Here is a 19099-nt window from a genome sequence, read left to right on the forward strand (position 1 = left end):
GACTTCGATTGCCTCAAGTGGAGTCGGGGTCGCTGTACTGGCGCTTCAGTTTCTTCCAGCGGATCAAAGTTGCCCACAGGGAAACCTTAGGGTAGTCTGGACAGCATGATCGACGGATATGGCGATGACACGCCCGGAGAGATCAAGCGCGGTTGGGCGCCCGCCCATTCATGGCGCTGGTTCCTGATCCGCTCTGCTAAGCACGTCCCCAAAGCGGCCAAGGGTCAGCCCCAGTGGAAAACGCTGGGTGCATCGTTCTTTGCGATCCTTCAGGCCGTGGGTCAGGCAGCTGACTCAGACGGAGCCAACGCCTTCCTGGGCACCGACACCCTCATGGCGATCGGCCGGTGCAGCAAGGACACCGTTCAGAAAGTACTCCTAGCCGCTGAAGCCATGAACCTGATCAGAAAGACGGCCAACGCGCGCGGCGGACGGCACCCCAAACCGGCAACGTATGCGTGTACATTCCCGCTCGGCGCCGACGCCGAGACTGGCACCGGCCTTGAGTGGGACCGCGCCCTGGCTGTGCTGTCCAGCTCGGAGCACGACCGCCGGCTCCGCCACAAGCGGGCCCAGGCCATCGGGAGTCACGTGACTCCACACGGCGAGATCCCTGGCCGCGTGCAGATGGCGTCACGTGACGACGCCTGCAAGTCGGCGACCGAAATCCAGACGGCGTCACATGACGGACTCACAGGGCGTCATGTGACGGCTCAGGAGGCATCACATGACGCCCCTACCAGGTCCCACCAAGCTCTTCACCAGGAGATGGTTGATGTTGTTGACTTACCTCAGGTGGATACTCCCGCCTTGTCAGAAGAGGATCAGCCGCCGGGGGCTGTCGGGCCGCTCGTACAGCTGGCGGCGGCATGGCAACGCGACGGTCAGGCCCTCGAAACGGCCGTGAAGAACTACGAACGCCACGCGGCTACTTGCGACCGGTGCCCTCGTGAGATGTGGTGCCCCCAGGGCTCACGGCTACGGAAGTACCTCGCAACTGAGCAGAACCACAAACGAGCCCGCTATCTCGGCCGCACATAGGCGATATGGATGCAATGCCTCGAGAATCGGCTGCGTCCGAGTTTCGTGACGGGCGGTGGCCGGTCACGAGCATCCGAAGCACCGGCGGGCGCCGAAGGGCTAGTCCGTCGATACAGCCGGGTCGCCGACTCATGGACTGCTCGAAGAGTGGCCGGACACCGCGTCGACTGCGATCGCCAAGTAGCACGGCTGGCGCGGGGTCTAGCCGTGCTCATGAGCAGCATCCGGGAACCTCGACGGGCCTGCTTCCTGCGCCATCCGAGGCGCGGGCGGCTCGTTGCCGGGTGTGTGGGGAGAGTGTTGATTCAGCGGAGAGCCTACATGCCCCACCGCCGCGTATGGCCGGGATGCCCTGACACCTGACACGTCAGAACCCGTGCTGACCTTGGACGGAATCAGGTCCTGACGGTGGGCGCCGGTGTCAGTGTCAGGTGTCAGGTGGCGCCTTGCTGCGGAGATTGGCGATGGACTGGGGCCGCGCTTTCCGCACTCTTGGCGCGGCTGGCAGAGGCGCACGAAGAATCGGAGATTGCCGACGTGCCTGGTCTCCCCAGAGGCACGATCTCCCATGCTGATCATTTCGGACAGTAGGGCTGATTGGAGGCGCTTCGCTGCTGCGGACGGTGCCCAGCACGGGTCGATCCTGTCGCTCAAACGGCTACTCCGTCGTAGGCCTGGTGACCGGAACGTCCAACCCCTCTGTCGCTTCGCCGCGCGGGGGTTTCTGCTGCGGTCTGGCGTCGTTGGTCTGCATGGGGCACTCAGCCCTCTGGCTGGAAGGGCAGGCGGCGGGTGCACGGGATGTGGGCGTGGGCGGCAGAGGAGCCAGCGAAGGCCGCGTTGGCGGCGGTGATGATCGGGGTCCCGGCGGCCGGGGCCCTCGTGCAACAGCGGCAGAAGGAGAAGGCGGGGCGGCCCGGCACGGCGGCGCCGCCGACGCGGGCTGCCGACGTATTACTGGTGCGCTTCCTGTCCGGGCGGGAACTCAAGCCCGGTGATCCGTCCTCGTCGGCCACCTGGTGGTGCGCGGGGACGCAGGTGCGGCGCGATCGGACCGCCGCCGACCTCGCCGCCGACCCGGGCCCCTTCGAGAAGGAGTCCGGCGGGGCGCTGCGCACGGTCGTGGCCGGGGCCCGGAGGTGGTCCTGCTGGCCGCGTGCGGCCCGTACGGCGGTCCGTCTGGCGGTGCCCGCGGTGGCCGTGTCGGCCTGGTGCGGCTGGTGGCCGGCCGTGCTCGCCGTGGCCGGGGTCCTGGCCCTCGTCGGCATCGTGGCGGTGGTGACGGGCCCGGCGGCCCTCGGCTGGTGGAGGCCGCGCCCGGCGAGCGCCGACCTGGTGCATGGCCCCGGCATGTGGGCGGCGCTGCGCCCCGTCCTGGGGGTGGAGGAGAGGGAGCTGCGGGGTCGGTGGCTGCACTTGCCCGAGGACGTCACCGTGCCCGGGGCTCGGGTCGTGCTCCGCCTGCCCGCCGGGTGGCCCGGTGGCGAGGCCGGGATGCGGGCGGTCGACGCGTTGGTGACCAGCAGACTCCCGGGGGAGTGGTCCGCACGTTGGCGCCGCACGGTCGCTGCGCCCTTCGTGGAGTGGGTGCGCGATGCGGCCCCGGAGACGCCGAGGGTGCTCCCGGAATGGGTGGAGTGGATTCCGACCGGTGACCCGCTGAAAATCCATTTCGGGGAGACCCCGAACGGGCCTGCCTACGTGCACACGGGCACAGCCACACCTCATATCGGCGTCTCCGGTGAAACCGGCTCCGGTAAATCGAGCATCCTCTACATTCCGCTCGTGGCGGCCCGGATGGCGGGATGGCTCGTCACCGTCATCGACCCGAAGCAGAACTCTCTCGTGGAGGCACACGGAAAATCCGGTGTGCGGATCCACACGGAAACTTATGAATGCTGCATGGCAGTTGCCGAGTTTTTCGTATCGATGATGGCGGCCGAGAAATACAATAGCCGCCGCTTTCGCGGATACTCGGGGCCTGACGCTCCGGTCGGTCGAGTTCTCGTAATCGACGAGCTGCCAAGTTTCCGGGAGTTCGTGGCGGCCTGGTGGAAATATATTATCAAGCAGCGGGGATTCCCTCCGGTCCTGATCTGGATCCAGCTCATCCTGATGCAGGGGCGTAGCTCCAATCACCGTGTGGTCCTCGGTACCCACCAATTCAGCCTGGATGTTTTCGGGTCGACCATGGCCCGTGATCAGGTCGGAACGAAATTGGTGGTAGGAGAAGTGAGTGCCCCGTCGTGGGCGGTGGCTTACGGTGCTGGTGCTCCCCTGGTGGACTATGACGAGACAATCCAAGGCCGGGGTGTTATCTCCCTTAAAGGGCGGCGCCGGAAAAAGACGCTCGCGGATGGGCGGGTGGAGCGGGCCGAGGAAATCCAGTACGCCTACATCACGCCCCAGGTCGCCGGGCTGCTGGATGCCTGTCCGTCGGCCCCGTACTGGTGGGAGGACGGCGCCCCGGCCCCGTGGATCACGGCCCAGGACATCGCGCGGGCGGACTCCGCGGCGGCCGTGGCCGAGTTCCTTCCGGGGGGCCGGTACGCGGGCGGACGGGAGGACCTGACGCCTGACACTGACACCGACGTTCTTCTGACACGTGGGTCTATGCCCAGGTCAAAGCCAGTGTCTGACGTGTCAGGTACGGGGGCGGCGTCAGGGGGCGGAGCGGGGACGGCCGTGACGGCGGACTTGGCGGAGCTCGCGGACCAGGTGGCGGCCGAAGGGGTGGAGGAGCAGCGCTACACCATCGCTCAGGCCTGCGCGGTTGGGATCATCCGCAAGGCGCCGGGGGCGGCGCGCCAGTTCAAGAGTGCATGGATCAAGGCAGGAAAACCTTTCCCTGAAGGGGAGATGGTGCGGGGTAATTCCTGCTATACCCGCGCCGAGCTGGAGAGTGTATTCGGGGCACAGGAAGAGAGCTCGAATGCAGCATGACTCTAAAGCCGCCGGGTCTATTCGCGTCTGGTTATCGAACTCTCCGGTCACTGGTTCTCGAACGGGTGGAGTTGCTTCCGGGGTGGTGTCCGGGTGTCGTCAAAATCGTTTGGCGAACATGTGGAACAGGAAGAAAAAGGACCCGCCGGGAGAGCCTCCCGTAAACCCGTGGGTCGCCGCAGCCGCTGACCCCCCGGCTGAGCAGGCCGCGCGGCCACCCGTCCGGGCCAGCGCGGGCGCCCCGTGGACGGTGGTCCAGGAGAGGCCAAAAGGCCTGGCCAGGGCGGGACAGCTCACATTCTGGGGCGTGGCGGCCCTTGTGACGGCGACCTGCCTGCACACCCTCCTCGCCCCGGACTCCGCCCCGGCGCCGCACGCCGTTCCTGCACCCGGCCCGACCACCGCGGCTTATCCCGAGGACGCGGCCCGCGCCATTGCCGTGCGGGCCGCCCGCGCCTATCTGACCTGGGACGAGAACAAGCGGGCGGACCGGGCGGGTGAGCTGTCGGCCGTCCTGGCGGCCGGGATCGATCCGCAGCTCGGCTGGGACGGCCGCGGTGTGCAGTCGGCCGGCCTGGTCATCCCCGGCCCGGTCGCGGCAGGCAAGGCCGGCCGGGCCCGTGTCCGCGTCGACGCCGAGGTCACCTCGGGGACGGGGCCGGCCCGGTGGCTGGCCCTGGAGGTGCCCGTTGTGGTGAGCGGCGGCGGCCGCCTGGCCGTGAGCGGCCCGCCTGCCCTCCTCGGCATCCCCGAAGAGGGCGCCACCGCCCCCGACCCGGCGACGAGGGCCACGGACCTGGAGTTCTCGGCCGACACCCGCACGCCGGTCGGCGACTTCTTCAGGGCCTGGTCGGTGGGCGGGGCCGCTCAGGCGGCGGCCCCTGGCGCGGTCGTCCCGGCCCTGCCGGCCGGGGTGGAGCTGCGCACGGTGCAGTCGTGGGATGCGGCCCAGGGGAAGGGTGCGGACCGGTGGGGAGTGGCCCGGGTGGTGTGGGGGGTCGGTGGGGGCGAGATCACGCAGGCGTATCGCGTGACCCTCACCCGTGTGGAGAGCGCCCGTGCTGGGCGCTGGCAAGTGGCCGGAATCTCCGGCGACGACCTGTCCTGACCAGGAGGAGAGAAGAATGTCTCATGGCTTCATTCTTGCGGCGGCTATTACCGGCTCAGGGCTTAAAGGATTCATCCTGCCTCTCTGTGCGGCCGTCATGATGTGCGGATGCGCCGTCAGGGCCACTGGGCTCTCGTGGTCGGAAGACTTCAACAAGAAACTCGGATTTGCCGGGTCGGCCATTTTCTCGGGAATTTTTGTTTTTATTCCGGAAACTGCGGTTACGCTCGTGACCGAAATCGCCAAGGCGGTTACGGCCTGATGCGTCAGGGGATTACGTATACGGCATGCTTCAGCGGGCTGGAGCCACGGCAGCATGAACTCCTCGGTATTGACCTGGGTAAAGGTGTGGTGCGGCGCACGCTCCTCCTCGGTGCGCTCGCATTTGTGGTGTGGGATCTGTCTGTGTTTTTGACGGTCGGGTTTCCGTCGATTCGCTGGCTGACCCTCTACCTTCTCCCGCCGTCCCTTTTCACCGTGATGGGCGCGAAGCCGTCGAAGGCCTGCGACCGGCGCACCGTGCTGGCCGGGTGGGTGATCGGCGTGCACTACCAGGTGTGGGGGCACCGGCCGGTGATCTGCGGCGGCCGGGTCCTCGCGCACCGGTCGGAGTGGATCCCGCGCTCCGCCCGCTGGTCGCGGTTGGCCCCCGCGCTGGCCCGGAATCTGGGCGAGGCCGCCACCGCCCGGCTGCTCGGCGGAGCCGGGGCCGAATCGGTCCCGGCCGCCGGCCCTGCGGTCGAGCTTGAACACACGGTCCGGCTGTACGGGCCGGACCACATGGTGAGGGTGGCCGGCCGTGGCCGCCGGAAGGGGCGGAGCGCGTGAGCGTGCTGGAGAAGGTTTCGACGCTGCTGGGGGTGGGCGGCGCCCGCTCCGCGCCGCCGCCCCGGTACGCGGGGATTGCTGACGGCCTGGTCCTGACCGAGGGCGAGGCGTGGGCGTGGTGGACCTGCGAGACCTCCAACTCGGACTTGATGTCGGAGGCGGAGCGGGACGCGGAGCAGGCCCGCGCCGAGACGACCCTGACGCAGGTCCTGGCGGGCATGGACGTGCACCTGCGGGTGCTGTGGTCGCCCTACTCGGCCGACGACTACCGCGACGAGGCCGCGCAGATGTACGTCGCGGGCCGGTGGCAGGAGTGGGCGGAGCACCGCGCGGACCGCCTCGACCAGATTGCCCTGCCGATCCGTCACGTGCTGCTCGGCGTACGCCTCGGCGCCCGCAAGACCCCGGCCGCCCGCCGGGTGACAGACGCGGCCGGCGCGTCCGCGCAGGGTGTGCCAGCACGGGAGCTAGCCACCTGGCACACCGCCGCCCGCCGCCTCGGACGCCGCCTGGAGGCCTCGCCCTGGCGGTGCTCGATGACCACCGTCGAGACGCTGGCCTGGATGATCACCAGGGAGCAGCACCGGGGCATCCCGGCACCCGTCGCGGGCCGCTCCCTGGTGACCGGCGCAACGCTGGCCGCGCTCACCCAGGGCCGGGCCCTGCCCTACCCCGACCACCTGCGGATGGCCGACGCCACCGGGGAAATCGTTGCGTGGGTGGCGGTGCTGACGATGCCGACCTGGGCGGAGCGGATGGCCACCCCGGGGCCGGGGGAGTGGCTGCGCACCCTGGCCGAAGTCCTCTACCTCCCGCCCGACGAGGAGGACCAGGACCGCGATCCCGAGGCCGCAGGTCTGCTCGTCCCGGTGAGCCCCGAGGCCTCCGTCAGGCTGCGGGTCCTGCCCAAGCGCGTTGCCATCGCCCGCACCGACGCGACCGCCAAGCTTGTCCGGGAGCAGAAGCACAGCGCCGCCAACCACGCGATCGGGGACCCGGGGCAGGTCATCACCGACGCCGGGCAGACCATGGCGGATCTGCGTGCCGACTTGGAGCGCGAAGAGCTGTCCCTGGTGGAGGACCACCCCCGTCTGGTGGTCACCAGCACCACCAGCCTGGAAGACCTGCGGGCCCGGGTGGACGCGGTCACCGCCCACTACGGCGACTACGGGATCACGGTCCAGATCGGCACCGACGAGCAGCGCGCCCTGTGGCTGGAGACGTGGGCCGGGGACCGGGTCCGTGTGCCCGGCCTCGGCCACGTACGCGACACGTCCGCGATGGCGGGGGCCTGGTGGTGGGGCGGCGCCCGTGTCGGCTCCGACACAGGACCCGTGATCGGCTACCTGACCGGATCCACCCCCGGCGTGGTGCGCCTGTCGCCCGTGGCGGACGGCCGCGACGCGACCACGGTCGCCCTCATCGGCCGCTCCGGGCGCGGCAAGACGACCGCGGCCATGATGATGGCCCTCGAGGCCGCCTTCTACGGCGCGTGGGTCCTGGCGCTGGACTTCAAGGGCGACCTCGGGGGCCTGACGGTGGCGGCGGACCGGTACGCGCTCCCGTCCCGCCTGGTGCAGATGACCCGCGCGCACGCCGGGGCCGCCGACCTGATCCCGCTGCTGGCCGAGGCCGGCCGGGACGCCGCGCGCGCGGAAGTCCCCGCGCAGCTCTCCCTGGTGACCCCGCCGCACCTGCGGGCGGCGGGCGCGGAGGTCGCTCTGCAGGCCGCCGCCAACGCCGTGATCAGCGGCTCACCGTCCCCGGCGACGTGGCAGGTTCTCCAGCACCTGCGGGACGCGTCGGACCCGGTGGCCCGCGCGACCGGCGATGCGCTCTTCGAGCTGTCGCAGACCCCGCACGGGTCGCTCTTCATGGGGCGCCCCGAACGCGGAGCGGCCCCCGCGCTCACAACGCAGTCGGGAGTGTGGGCGGTGCAGCTACCGGGCCTGGCCCTGCCGGGGGCGGGTGATGCTCGGGAGAGCTGGACGTCAGTACAGTCCCTGTCCGTCGCGGTGATGCACTCGATCCTGGCCTACGGGGTCACCACCGCAGGCCGCCCCGACCTGCGCACCCTGCCCAAAACCATCATGGTTCCCGAAGTGCACGTGCTCACGGGCACCGGGCAAGGCCGCCACTTCCTCGACTACATCGCCAGGGTCGGGCGTGCCCTCGGCGTGCGGTTCATCCTCGACACGCAGGACGCGACCGGGCTCCTGCTGCTCCCCGGCGTCATCGAGCAACTCGCCATGGTGATCGGTTTCCAACTCACCAGCGCGCCGCAGCAGGACGCCCTTGCGGAACTGCTCGGCCTGCCGGTCGGACCGGCCACCCGGGAGCGGATCCGGAAACTCGCCATCGGCGACGGCGACGGCATCCGGCACGGGCACTCGATCATCAGGGACCCGAAATTCGGCGCGGCGGCCACCCAGTGGGACGTGCCCACCGCCGAGCTCCTCGACGACCTCGACACCTCACCCCGCACGGCCGCCGAGGCCGCCCCGGACGGAGTGCCCGCATGACTGCCCACCCCTCCCGCCCCGCCGCCGTGACCCTGGCCCTGCTTGCCGCCCTCGCGGCCGGGTGCTCCACCACGACCACCGGCAAGAACGGCGGCACCACCTCGGTGGACCCCTCGGCGGCCGCCGCCGACCGGGCCCGCTCCTACATGCGGGCCGTCGTCGCCGACGACTGGAGCACCGCCTGCTCCCTCATGTCGGCCGAGCAGCGCACCGCCTGTCACGAGCGGCACCCCGTCGCCGAGACCCCGGACCCGGACGGTCCGGCCCTCGGGCCCGTGCTCCTGGACCGGCCGCCGATCCGCGTTCCGGGCACGTCCGTGCATCCGGACGGGTGGGGCGTGATCGTCTCCTACACCGTCGCCTGGCCGGGGAAGAGGACCCTGACGGAGCGCATCGCGCTGCGCATGACGGACGCGGCCGGCGAATGGTGGGTGGACCAGCGCGAGGACGTCGCGGATTCCGACCTGACCGCCCCCGAAGATCCGGCCCTGGCCGCCCTGGCCCGGGTGGTCAGGTGAAACGCCGCAGGCTCCATGGCCGAACCCTGGCCATCCCCGTCATGGCACTGCTCACCACGATGGCCGCAGCAGCCGGGGCTGCGCACGCGGACACCGTCGACCCCAAGGGAGTCGGCGGGCTGCTCCCCGCGCCGAGTGCTCCCCGGGGCGGGGGGACGATGTACGAGACCTATCCGGATCTGCTGACGTGGACCCTGGACAAGGACTTCGGCGACTATGACTTCTTGGACCCGGCGCTGCACATGGTCGCGGATGTCCTGATGGTCATCCTGGTGACCATCGGCTCCGCCGTGAGCACGCTGGCCGGCTGGACGTTCGGAATGGCCGACCTGCCCGAGGTGCAGGGGCCGCTCACGCAGGCGATCAGCGGATCGGCCAGCGCCGTCATGGTCGGACTGTTCCCCTCCGCGCTCGCGGTCGGCGGCCTCGTCGGGTTTCTCCGCAGCCAGCGCGGCGACGGCAACGGGATCTCCGAGCTGGCGTGGGTGCTGGTCTCCGCGGTGGCCGCCGCCACTCTGCTGACGTCCCCGCAGACCTGGGTGGACGGCGTGGATGAGGGCCGCATGTTCGGGACCGAGATCGCGATGTCCGCGACGGACGCGGGCATCGGCGCGGGCGGCGGCATCGAGAAGATGCCCCTGGCCCTCGCGCACCCCACCTCCTACCCGGGAGACGCCGCCGACCGGGTCTCACGCCGCGCCAGTGACACCGTGTGGCGCGTCTACACCGCGCTGCCCTGGTGCCTGGCGGAGTTCGGATCCGTCGAGCTGTGCCAGAAGCACGGCCGGGCCATCCTCGACTTCGGCCCCGACAAGGAGAAGCGCAAGCAGTACCTGCAAGAGCACGTCGACAAGAACGTCGGGGCGGAGTCGAAGAGCTGGCGGGAGGGACACCGGCCCCTGGAGCGGGCCGGCGTCCTGGTCGTGGCCGTCCCTGTCGCGCTGCTCTTCGGCGTGCTGATGATCGTCCTGCTGTTCGGCTCCATCGCCGCGATGATGGCCGCGCTGTTCCTGCTGGTGGTCGGGCCGCTCTTCGCCTGCCTCTGGGTGATCCCCGGCCGCCCCCGCCAATGGGGCGTGCGCTGGGTCGATGCCCTCGTCGGCACCGTCATGCAGGCCGCCATCACCACTCTGGCGGCGGGCGCCGTCATGATCATTCAGCTCGTCACCGCGCTGGCCATGCCCACCTACGGGTGGCTCGGCTGCTCCGCCCTCTCCATCGCCGGAGCCGTCTCTGCCTTCCGGTACCGCGCCATCCTCACCGGCATCATCGGCGGCGGACCGGCTACGGGCAGGGGCGGAGCGGGAGCACTGCTCGGCGCGCTGGCCACCCGCAGCGTCAGCAGGCAGGCCGGCCGCCTGCTCGGAACCCCCCGCCGCATCTCCCGCCGCATCGGGGACGCGGTCGAGCGCCGCCACCAGCCGCAGCAGCGCCCACGGCCGGCCGCCCCACCCCCGCCACCCCGGCCCCCCGGGGGCGGACGGCCCGCCCGCCCCGGACCGGGTAACGGCCCCGGGCGCGGCCCCGGACCCGCAGGCACGGGACCCGGTGGCACCGGACCGGGCCCCACCCTCGCAGCGGCCAACCGCCGCACCAACCGGACCCCCCGATCTACACCGACCGGTACGCAGCCGACCGGACCCGGCCAGGGAGGAGGTGCCACCCCGGCAAGGAGGCTCTCCACCCCGTCCGGCAATGCCTCGCCGCCCTCCCCAACCTCGGGGACGATTCCCGCGCAGACAGGCCAGGCACAGCCGGCCTCGGCTGCCTCGGCGGCCTCGACAACAGCCAGAACGGTCCGCCCCCGCCCCCAGGGAGCGGCCCGCAGGCCGACGCAGCCTCCCGCACCGTCGGCCGCGCCGCGACGCACCCCCCGGCCACAGCCGCCGGTCATCCGGGCGCCCCGGCTGGCACCGCCCCCGACGGGATGGACGCAGCCGCCCCTTCCCGACCCGCCGCCCGCCCCCTGACGGAGTGACCCCGCACATGGCACAGCGCCCCACCCCCGACCCCGGCCCGGACGGACCGGCCCCGGACTGGCGCGCGCTGCTCGCCGCCCTGGACGTGGACGACGAACCGCCGCCGGGCACGTCCCGGCGGCGGTGGCGCCGCACCCGCCGCCGCGCGGCCCGCCGCGAACGCGCGGACGCCGTCGCCGCCGTACGCAACCGCCCGATGCATCCCGCCGCGGTGCTCCTGGTCCTGGTCCTCGTCCTGATCCTGGGCACCGTCGCCCGCTGCGGCGGAAAGACGACCGGCGGGGACGACCGGCCGCCGGCCGCCGCTCCGTCCTCACCGGCCGTCGCCCCCGCCCCACCGGCGCCGCTCCTCTCCGTCCCGGCGGACACCGGCCCCAACGACGTAGCCGAGGCATGGGTGCGCGCCTACCTCTCCCGCGACCCCCTCACGGACGGAACGCACCAGGCCAGCGCCCGCCGAGCAGCCCCCTGGGCGACGGACGACCTGACCCGCAACCTGACCGAGGAGCAGCCGCCAGGGTGGGGGCGGCAGGTCAGCCGGGGCGAGGCCACGAAGGCCGGCGCGGTCACCGCCCGCCCCGCCGGCCCCGACCTGCCCCCCGACAACGCAGCACAGGTCTGGCGGGCCGTCGCGGCCACGCTGACCGTCACCGGGTACGAGACCACGCAGCGCACCGACACCCTGAACGTGGAGATCACCCGAACCACCTCCGGGTGGCGCGTCTCTCGGGTGCTGGGGGTCTGAGTGGAGGCCCGCGACGTCGCCGAGGCCGCAGCAGCCCGCGCGAGCGCGCCATTCCTCGCCAAAGCCGGATGCATCAGCGCTGCCCTCGCCGTGATCGCAATGCTCGGCCTCGGCACAACCTCCCTGATTGCAGGAGCAGCAAAGAAAGCATCCGAGGCAAAAAACGGCGGACAAGGGTGCGAAATCCCCGGACTGCCCGACCCGCCGAGCATCGACCACGTGCCGGGCGAGATCCTCGCCGAGCAGATCTACCATGCAAAAATCATCGACGGAGTAGCGCAGGAAAGAGGCCTGCCCGGCCGAGCCTCACTCATCGCATTCATGACCGCATTGCAGGAAAGCGGACTCCAGAACCTAAACCATGGCGACCGGGATTCCCTCGGCCTTTTCCAGCAGCGCCCTTCGCAAGGATGGGGAACGCCCGCCGAGATCAAGAATCCCCCCACAAGTACCGGGCTCTTCTTCGGAGGGAATCCGGGCCGCCCGCCCGGCCTGGTCGATATCCCGGTCTGGCAGATGCTGGAACCCGGCCGAGCAGCGCAACGCGTCCAGCGCTCGGCACACCCCGAGCTGTACGCCACCCGCCGGGGCCAGGCCGAAGCCGTCGCCCGCAAAGCAGGAGTCAACCTAGTTCGCCTCGGCACGGGAACGGGGGAGCGTCCAGATTGGGCGCAGCCGACCGCCCCATCCGAGACGCCGCCAGGACGGTGCCCATCAGCAGGTGACGACACCGCGGCGGGAGCTCCGTTCCACGATGCCGCAGCCGGCTGGCCGGCCGAGGTGAAGAACCGGCGCACCACCGCGGAGGCGATCGGGTGGGCAAAGGGGCAGCCCGCCCTGAACGAGAAGAGATGGTGGCAGCGCTGCCTTGAATTCTCGGCAAGAGTCCACGGATGGAATGCGGCAGGGGTTGGATCGGCAATTATCCACTACCGCGTAATGCCCGAACATATGAAGCATCCTGGCTCCAGGGATGTTCCTCCGGGTGCCCTCATGTACTGGGAAACCGGCAATATCCACGGCCACGTATCCGTATACCTGGGTGACGGCATGATCATTAGTAATGATGTGTACCGGCCTGGATATGTCGATGTGATGCCTGCATCGGATGTTGAATCGAAATGGGGCGCCCGATATGTCGGGTGGGCCCCGCCATACTTCCCGAAGGGATCGTAAATGCCCGAGAAATCGGCCATCCCCGCAACACCGCTTTACTCCATGATGATCCGCACGGACCCGGACGGCGGCCTCGCCCTGGACATCGACGGACAGACCCTCGCCGCCGCCCCCGACATCGCCACCCTGAGGGCGAAGGGCCTCGCGGAGCTGCGGATCCGGGCTGCGCTCGCAGGCAGGCCCATCCGCGCCCGCGCAGTCGAACCGGCAGCCCCCACGCCCTGGCTCATGATCGTTTCCCCGGACGGGACCGTGACCGACGTGGCCGAACACCCCGCCCCGCCACCGCAACACCCCACCGACGACCACGGACCGCGCACGGCCCCTCCCGCCGAACCGGCCGCGCCTGGGCCTGCCGACCACGTGCCAGCCCTGCCCGCAGCGCCGCCGGTCGCTCCCGTTCCTGAGCAGCACCGGGAGGCGTGGGCTCGGCTGTGGGCTGCCTACGAGGCCGGGGACCTGCCCACCGCCGTCGTCCTCGCCCTCAAGCTGGAGACCGCCCTGGAAGCCGAGTACGGCCCGCTCGACCCCTACACCCTGAATCTCTTGACCGTCCGGGCATCGCTCACGCTCTTTCAGCGCACCGACCTGCACGGCACGGTGGAACTCCTGATCACCACCGTCCTGCGGCGCCAGGCCGCCAAGGTCCGGCCGAAGGCCGACACCGCGCGCGCGGCCCGCAACGCAGTCGCCGTGTGGGTGCAGCTCCTGGACGAGGACCCGCAGGCCGCCCTCGCCCTGTCCTCGTCGCTGGCGGACATGCTGGCGATCCGGGGATGGGACAACCACCGCAACGACGTCCTCGCACGGACCAAGGCCGTGTCCGCACTCGCCGGTTAGGGCGGCGCCGGCCCGGACACCCGTCGCAGAGGAGTACCTCCTTGGGGGCGGCTTTGGCACCGGGCCGTGTCACCCCGGCGCCCAGTGGCCTTGACCGGGCATGAAGCTCTTCACGTACCCAAGTCTGGTAGCGGCGGCGCTGGCCGGAGCCGTTGGCGCCGCTCCCGCCACCGCGTCCCCGACGGCCGCCGGGCTGCACTTCAAGTGCTCCAGCAGCACCAAGTCGATCGACGACGCCGCCTACTCCGGTCCGTGGCCGGATACCTGGGAGGTGACGGTGCAGGTGTGCGCGGCGCGCTCTGGGGCGACGGTGTCCGCGTACGCGACCGTCAGTTGGGACGGCCCCGGCTTCTACTCCACCACCAACGCGACGATCTTCGACGGCGCCAAGATCCGGGTGCAGATCAAGCAGGCACGGGAGGGCGACCCCGTGGTGGTGGAGAAGGACTTCTCCCTGAAGGGGAGGCTGGAGGCGGCGACGTCGAGCGGGGACCGCAACGGGCACTACCGCACCCCGAAGATCAGCCACCGAGCTGGCCCCGGAGCCCTGGGCGACGGAGTTCTGTTCGTGGACTGGCACAAGGACGGCCACGGCTATCGGGGCTACGACTACACCGGATCCCCCAGCGTCTGACTGCCTGTTGCGACACGGGCCGGGGGCCGGAGCACCTCCGCCGTGCGGTCTACGGCTTCGAGCCGACCAGGGTTCGGTGGGCGGTGCAGACGTCGCAGGCGCTGGCGATGGGGTCGTGCGTGATCATCCACCGGGCCTCCTCGGTCGTGAGAGTGCCACCCCTGCCCCCTGCGCTCGCCTCACAGCCGGGCTCGTGAATCCGCAGCGTGAGGCCGCTCCCCGGCCTGGACCGGGTCTGTATCCGCTCCCCGATCCACAGGCCGACCTCGGCGGGCACCGGCGATGGGGGTGTGAGTGGTCGGCGGTGCAGCTTGGGGACGTCGTTGTACGAGGTCCCGGGTACGGGGCGGACGCGGTCGGCGGGGACGTCGAGTTCGACCAGGTCCGCGGTGATGTCCTGCCCGGTGCTGGCGGTACGGCTGGACCAGGCGCGCAGGGCGACCGTGTAGACCCACTGGCCGGCGGCGGTCTGCCATCGGCGCACGAGCCGTCCGGCTACCTCGCCGTCGGGCAGCAAGACGCGGACGGGCGGGGGCAGGGAAGGCTGCTGAGGCCGGGCAGCCCCGGTCATGGGCGGGTGCGGGCGAGGCGCTCGTCCCGCTCGTGTTGGCAGGCCTTGCAGAGCGGGTTCTCTGGGGGAAGAGCTGTGGTGCACGGCGGGTGTGTACGAGCCCATGCAGCTCAGCGCCAGTGCGGGCCACCATAGCGAGTGCAACATGTGTGGCGCCATCGCTGGATCGAGCGACACCGGGGATCCGGCCCGTGTGTAGCCCAGCAGGCTGCGAGTTGTGGTGGGACCGAGGTGGGCTCGGATTTACGAGCCGAGTAGGGTGCGGTCAAAGGCGGGGGTGGAAGATCTTGAATTTTGATGTGCCTGGCCCGGAAGCCGGCTGGCTGGATGCACCGGTCTCGGCGTGTGCGAATCCGAACCCTGCTTGGCAGACCAGCATGTGGTGGTACATCTCGGGGCTATTCCGTGTGGTGGCAGGCCTTGCGCCGTCGCTGGACTCCGTGGCGGTCCGGTTTAAGCTGACGACCGAGCGGGGCTGGGAGGAACTGAGCCCCGTCGATGTCGCGATGATCCAGATTCGTGGCGTGCATTTTGCGCTCCACCGCATGGAGTTCAGCCCGATGACGGACACCATCGTGTCCGTCATCAACGAGACGGACGACGACGAAGCAGCCATTGACATCCTGCTCGATGCCCTGGGCATCGGGCGTGAGGCGCTGACATTCAGGGGAGATTTCCGACGCGGCGACGACGAAGTCGAATGGCTGCCGGCAGCACGCCCCCTGGATCGACCTTGACCAGCTCCTTGCACTTCAGCTGGGAACTGAGCGGCTCCGGCTGGGCAACGTGCAGGATCTGGGACGGCTCGACGAAGCATAGGGACAGCGTCAGCTACTGCACAAACGCCCTTGCTGACCTGTTGAAAGGCATGACGGGCCTCTACGGCCCCCATGGCATCCAGCGGTTCTCGTTCGACCTCGAACCGGCAGAGGCACGGTGGATTCTTCATCGCCGAAACAGCGACGTGCGCATCACGATCCGCCACTTTCCGGACATGTCGACGAGCTTCGAAGCACCGGACGGGAAGGGCACCCTCGTGTGGACGTCCACACGCCCTCGCACCTCCCTGGCACATGCGGTTCTGATGGCTGCCGAGAAGGTGTGGCGAACCCACGGCGAGGACGGCTACCTCCAGAAGTGGGGCATGCACGCCTTCCCCACCAGCGAACTGGAAACCCTGCGTCACCTGCACCTGGCAGCGGACGGCTGTGCCCTCCAGCACTGAGCCAAAGACGCCTCACAGAAGTCGAACTCCTCGTACGGGCACACCAGCACCCTCTGGGCCGCGGACACCGGCCGCCTCCAGGGACCGCGCGCCGAGCTGCCGTGTGCGGTGTGTGCGTGCGGCTGGACTGGTGAGGAATACCGGCTGGAGTGGGAGCGGATCGGTGAAAAGCCCCTCCACGAGGACGAGCGGGCCTGGACGACTCGGAGGACTGTCACGACGACTGGGACCGGCACATCGAGTCCGTCGAGGCCCCGACCATCCCGCTGCCCGCTGAGGTAGAGGACCTGCTGACCCGGGCGAGTCAGGGTGGCCGCGGCTTGGCAGGAGCCACCCAGGCCGACTCAGCTGTGTTGGTTCAGGGCTCGTGTCAGGTCCCGGTTCGCTGACCGCGCGGCGTCGAGTTCTCCCTGGCATTCCTCCAGCATCCGCTTCAATTCGGTATAGGCCTGTTCTAGCCGGGTGACCGTGGCCTGAAGATCGGCTGCATCCGGGGAAGGGCCAAGTCCTGAGGCCTGCCAGGCTTGTTCTCCCAGGTGGCGGGAGAGACGGCTCTCCAACTGCTGGACGCTCGCTGCCAGGCGGGAGGCGCGTGCGTTGGCGTTGGCCACCGGGACCGCAGCCGGGCGGGAGCGCTGAGGAACCGCAGGCATCGGCGTCCGCACCTTGCGCGGCTTCGCCGTCACTTTGGCCCTCACCTCGGCATTCGAGGCCGGGCGCTGCGGGCTGGACTGCTTCGCCTTCACCGGCCGCCGCTCCGGCCGTACCGTCCGCACCCCCGAGTCCGATCCGTCGGCCTCCGTCGTGCGGGGCTGCTCCCGGCGGGTGCGTGGCGCCGACGGGGTGTCCTCGGGCGCGATCAACACGGAGGGAGCGGGCGGCCGGCTGGCGGGCAGCGGCGTCAGCGGCAGCGCCTCACCCGCCTCTCGCGCAGGGGCTGGCGGGGCCGAGAACTTCGTGCGGTCCTGCGGGGGTTTGTTGTCGACGGGGGTGACGGAGACGCACCCCGACGTGGCCAGGAGGACGGCGAGGAGCAGGGGGAGAGTCCGGCGGTTCACATGATCACTGTTGCGCACACCGCACGTGGTACCACCGAAGGCACGCCCGGCTCTGCCGCCCACGACGGACGCCAACAGCGGCACACCATCACCATGCCCGCGAACCGCCTGCCCGTTCAGGCGGTGGCCCGGGTGGGGAGGGCAATGACGGCGGCGGCGGACGCCCGGTCGAGGGCGGTGGAGAAGGTCTTCGCGACGATGGCCGCCTCCTTGGCCATGGCCTCGATCTCCGCGACGGCCAGAGCGTCGGCCGCGGTCCGGGCCAGGAGGTCGAGCGCTTCGTCGTTGCCTTCGACCAGGCGCTGGATCTGCTGGAGTTCCTGGTAGGGCAGGTCGGCCTCGCAGACCTGGGCGGTGTACTCCTCCAGAGCCACGATGCGCTGCTCGACGCCGTCCCGGCTGACGCGCAGGGCCTGGCGGCGGGCTGCCTGCAGGGCGACGACTTCCGCGCTGGAGCTGTCCGCCGCCGTGCTGTCGGACAGCCGGCTGTAGTCGCGCAGGGCGCTCGCGATCTCCCACACCTGCACCGGGAGGACGACCTCGTTGCGCTGGCGGTCAATCAGGTCGAGCCGGTGGACCTGCGAGGCGAGGACCATGCTCTGGGCCTTCTGCGCGCGGGCGAGGAGCACCCGGGTGCCTTCGGTGAGGTCCCGGTCCTGCACGTAGTGCTCGGCTGCCGCGTCCAGCGCGCGGCGCTTGCGGCTGTACATGACGGAGCGGAAAACCTGTACGCCGACAAGCAGGAGGGTGGCGGCCCCGGCGTACGGCCACAGGCCTGCGAGCCAGTGCAGGTTCGCGGCAGCGCGCGCCGTCCCGGCGAAGACGGTGCTGGGGATGGGCTCCACGTCAGATGGTGAGGTCACCACCCATAGAGGCACCATCGCGGAGAGCGTGAGCCCTCCCATGAGGACAATTCGACCCGCCGCCGACACGGACGGAGCTACCAGACCAGCGGGGAAGCTCGCGTTGCGGTTACTCAGCAGAGTCCGGACGGGGCCGCGCGCATCCGGATTGATCACGGGGGCGATCGGAGTGGGGGCGTCGGGCACGGTATTCCTCATCTCCGCTGAAGGACACGGCCCACCCTGGAGCGAGGCCCGCCTGCACCGTAGCGACCCAGCCACCGCCTACGGGCAGTAGTCACCCGCGCGAGTGACCGCCGCGCAGACAAACGCAGAGGGCAGACCTCCCGTCCCGGGAAGCCGGCCCTCGGTCTTCGCGTCCCCCTGGAAGAGTGGTCTATCGGGTGGAGCGGTGGGTGTGGTGGGTGGCTCCGTTGTGTTCGCCGGTGCCGGGGTCGGGGGCGGTCACTGTCAGGGGGTGACCTTGTACTCGGCAGTGTCCTCGCAGGGGCCGTCGGTGCGGGCCCAGGCGAGGGAGTGGATCTCCAGGCCAGGCGCCCGGCGGGCGACAGCGGCGGCGGCCTCCAGGGCATCGGCCGGGGTGTCCCCGGTGCAGACGATGGCGGCGAACGCGGAGACCTCGACGTCGCTTGCGGCGTCCGCGTTCTCGCCGAGCGCGAGGGTGCCGACCGCGGTGGTGGCCGCGTGGAGGGTACGGACGAGGTCCTGGCCGAACGACGGCCCAGCGGGCGTCTGCGGCTGCAGCGCCGCCACGGTGGCGGGGACGGTGAGAGCGGGGAGGGTGCGCGCGGTGTCGGTCATGACCGGACCGTACGGTCGCGGCACGCGGGGGTGGGCACGCAGTGTGGGTGCCTCGTTGTCACAGCAAGAGGCCCCCGCACGCTGCTGGTGAGGCAGCGGCCGGGGGCCTGGAGACGGTAGGGGAGGGCGGAGCCCGTCACTCGGCGAAGGCGTGCTCGATCGTCTCCGCCTCGGCGAGGTGTCGGGTGTCGGCGGCCAGGAGTGCGGCCTTCAGCCGGGCGGGGTTCGGATCAGGTCGCCGAGCGGG

General features: G+C 70.5%; 18 protein-coding genes. 14 read left to right on the forward strand and 4 right to left on the reverse strand.

Annotated elements, in window-relative coordinates; all coding sequences use genetic code 11:
* Positions 1-105 precede the first annotated feature (105 nt).
* From ACE1OC_RS41235 to ACE1OC_RS41290, 12 genes are all read left to right on the forward strand, one after another.
* Complete coding sequence (locus ACE1OC_RS41235) at positions 106-1041, forward strand: hypothetical protein (protein ID WP_407841397.1); 936 nt, start codon at positions 106-108, stop codon at positions 1039-1041.
* Positions 1042-1923: 882 nt separating this feature from the next.
* Positions 1924-3984 (forward strand): hypothetical protein, encoded by a 2061-nt coding sequence (locus tag ACE1OC_RS41240; protein WP_407841398.1) that lies wholly within the window; start codon positions 1924-1926, stop codon positions 3982-3984.
* Between the two features lie 307 nt (positions 3985-4291).
* Positions 4292-5092 carry a hypothetical protein gene (locus ACE1OC_RS41245; RefSeq protein WP_407841399.1) on the forward strand — a complete coding sequence of 267 codons (801 nt, stop codon included), beginning with the start codon at positions 4292-4294 and terminating at the stop codon, positions 5090-5092.
* A gap of 16 nt (positions 5093-5108) precedes the next feature.
* Positions 5109-5354 (forward strand): hypothetical protein, encoded by a 246-nt coding sequence (locus ACE1OC_RS41250; protein ID WP_407841400.1) that lies wholly within the window; start codon positions 5109-5111, stop codon positions 5352-5354.
* On the forward strand, positions 5354-5920 hold the full coding sequence (locus ACE1OC_RS41255; RefSeq protein ID WP_407841401.1) for a hypothetical protein: 567 nt from the start codon (positions 5354-5356) through the stop codon (positions 5918-5920). The genes ACE1OC_RS41250 and ACE1OC_RS41255 overlap by 1 nt, the downstream gene beginning before the upstream one ends.
* A complete protein-coding gene (locus ACE1OC_RS41260) occupies positions 5917-8442 on the forward strand; it encodes an ATP-binding protein (RefSeq protein WP_407841402.1) in 2526 nt (841 codons plus the stop codon). The genes ACE1OC_RS41255 and ACE1OC_RS41260 overlap by 4 nt, the downstream gene beginning before the upstream one ends.
* On the forward strand, positions 8439-8960 hold the full coding sequence (locus tag ACE1OC_RS41265) for a hypothetical protein (protein ID WP_407841403.1): 522 nt from the start codon (positions 8439-8441) through the stop codon (positions 8958-8960). Before ACE1OC_RS41260 ends, ACE1OC_RS41265 begins: the two co-directional genes overlap by 4 nt.
* Before the next feature lie 41 nt (positions 8961-9001).
* On the forward strand, positions 9002-10930 hold the full coding sequence (locus ACE1OC_RS41270) for a hypothetical protein (protein ID WP_407841404.1): 1929 nt from the start codon (positions 9002-9004) through the stop codon (positions 10928-10930).
* Between the two features lie 16 nt (positions 10931-10946).
* Complete coding sequence (locus ACE1OC_RS41275; protein ID WP_407841405.1) at positions 10947-11684, forward strand: hypothetical protein; 738 nt, start codon at positions 10947-10949, stop codon at positions 11682-11684.
* Positions 11685-12860: a peptidase M23 gene (locus ACE1OC_RS41280; protein WP_407841406.1), complete on the forward strand. Its 1176-nt coding sequence runs from the start codon at positions 11685-11687 to the stop codon at positions 12858-12860.
* A gap of 42 nt (positions 12861-12902) precedes the next feature.
* Positions 12903-13700 (forward strand): hypothetical protein, encoded by a 798-nt coding sequence (locus ACE1OC_RS41285; protein WP_407841407.1) that lies wholly within the window; start codon positions 12903-12905, stop codon positions 13698-13700.
* Between the two features lie 100 nt (positions 13701-13800).
* Positions 13801-14334 carry a hypothetical protein gene (locus tag ACE1OC_RS41290; protein WP_407841408.1) on the forward strand — a complete coding sequence of 178 codons (534 nt, stop codon included), beginning with the start codon at positions 13801-13803 and terminating at the stop codon, positions 14332-14334.
* A gap of 49 nt (positions 14335-14383) precedes the next feature.
* On the opposite strand, the gene ACE1OC_RS41295 is transcribed toward ACE1OC_RS41290, so the two are convergent.
* The gene (locus tag ACE1OC_RS41295) at positions 14384-14818 is read right to left on the reverse strand and encodes a DUF6233 domain-containing protein (protein WP_407841409.1); all 435 of its coding nucleotides are present in this window, start codon (positions 14816-14818) and stop codon (positions 14384-14386) included.
* 374 nt (positions 14819-15192) lie between these two features.
* Between ACE1OC_RS41295 and ACE1OC_RS41300 the strand changes: the two genes are divergently transcribed.
* Positions 15193-15642, forward strand: a complete 450-nt coding sequence (locus tag ACE1OC_RS41300) for a hypothetical protein (protein WP_407841410.1) — start codon at positions 15193-15195, stop codon at positions 15640-15642.
* A complete protein-coding gene (locus tag ACE1OC_RS41305) occupies positions 15639-16130 on the forward strand; it encodes a hypothetical protein (RefSeq protein WP_407841411.1) in 492 nt (163 codons plus the stop codon). The genes ACE1OC_RS41300 and ACE1OC_RS41305 overlap by 4 nt, the downstream gene beginning before the upstream one ends.
* A gap of 344 nt (positions 16131-16474) precedes the next feature.
* Here the strand turns inward: ACE1OC_RS41305 and ACE1OC_RS41310 are convergent, their stop codons facing one another.
* The 3 genes from ACE1OC_RS41310 to ACE1OC_RS41320 form a co-directional block, all read right to left on the reverse strand.
* On the reverse strand, positions 16475-17206 hold the full coding sequence (locus ACE1OC_RS41310; RefSeq protein WP_407841412.1) for a hypothetical protein: 732 nt from the start codon (positions 17204-17206) through the stop codon (positions 16475-16477).
* A 98-nt stretch (positions 17207-17304) separates the two neighbouring features.
* The gene (locus ACE1OC_RS41315; RefSeq protein WP_407841413.1) at positions 17305-18093 is read right to left on the reverse strand and encodes a hypothetical protein; all 789 of its coding nucleotides are present in this window, start codon (positions 18091-18093) and stop codon (positions 17305-17307) included.
* 408 nt (positions 18094-18501) lie between these two features.
* The gene (locus ACE1OC_RS41320; RefSeq protein WP_407841414.1) at positions 18502-18852 is read right to left on the reverse strand and encodes a hypothetical protein; all 351 of its coding nucleotides are present in this window, start codon (positions 18850-18852) and stop codon (positions 18502-18504) included.
* Between the last annotated feature and the right edge of the window lie 247 nt (positions 18853-19099).

The organism is Streptomyces stoeckheimensis (genome assembly GCF_045822005.1).
Taxonomy (GTDB): domain Bacteria; phylum Actinomycetota; class Actinomycetes; order Streptomycetales; family Streptomycetaceae; genus Streptomyces; species Streptomyces stoeckheimensis.

Bases quoted from the DNA above. Each gene is read 5' to 3' on its own strand.
- ACE1OC_RS41275 (WP_407841405.1), top strand. From the start codon at position 10,947: ATGGCACAGCGCCCCACCCCCGACCCCGGCCCGGACGGACCGGCCCCG.
- ACE1OC_RS41270 (WP_407841404.1), top strand. From the start codon at position 9,002: ATGGCACTGCTCACCACGATGGCCGCAGCAGCCGGGGCTGCGCACGCG.
- ACE1OC_RS41250 (WP_407841400.1), top strand. From the start codon at position 5,109: ATGTCTCATGGCTTCATTCTTGCGGCGGCTATTACCGGCTCAGGGCTT.
- ACE1OC_RS41255 (WP_407841401.1), top strand. From the start codon at position 5,354: ATGCGTCAGGGGATTACGTATACGGCATGCTTCAGCGGGCTGGAGCCA.
- ACE1OC_RS41265 (WP_407841403.1), top strand. From the start codon at position 8,439: ATGACTGCCCACCCCTCCCGCCCCGCCGCCGTGACCCTGGCCCTGCTT.
- ACE1OC_RS41290 (WP_407841408.1), top strand. From the start codon at position 13,801: ATGAAGCTCTTCACGTACCCAAGTCTGGTAGCGGCGGCGCTGGCCGGA.
- ACE1OC_RS41235 (WP_407841397.1), top strand. From the start codon at position 106: ATGATCGACGGATATGGCGATGACACGCCCGGAGAGATCAAGCGCGGT.
- ACE1OC_RS41315 (WP_407841413.1), bottom strand. From the start codon at position 18,093: ATGGGAGGGCTCACGCTCTCCGCGATGGTGCCTCTATGGGTGGTGACC.
- ACE1OC_RS41320 (WP_407841414.1), bottom strand. From the start codon at position 18,852: ATGACCGACACCGCGCGCACCCTCCCCGCTCTCACCGTCCCCGCCACC.
- ACE1OC_RS41285 (WP_407841407.1), top strand. From the start codon at position 12,903: ATGATGATCCGCACGGACCCGGACGGCGGCCTCGCCCTGGACATCGAC.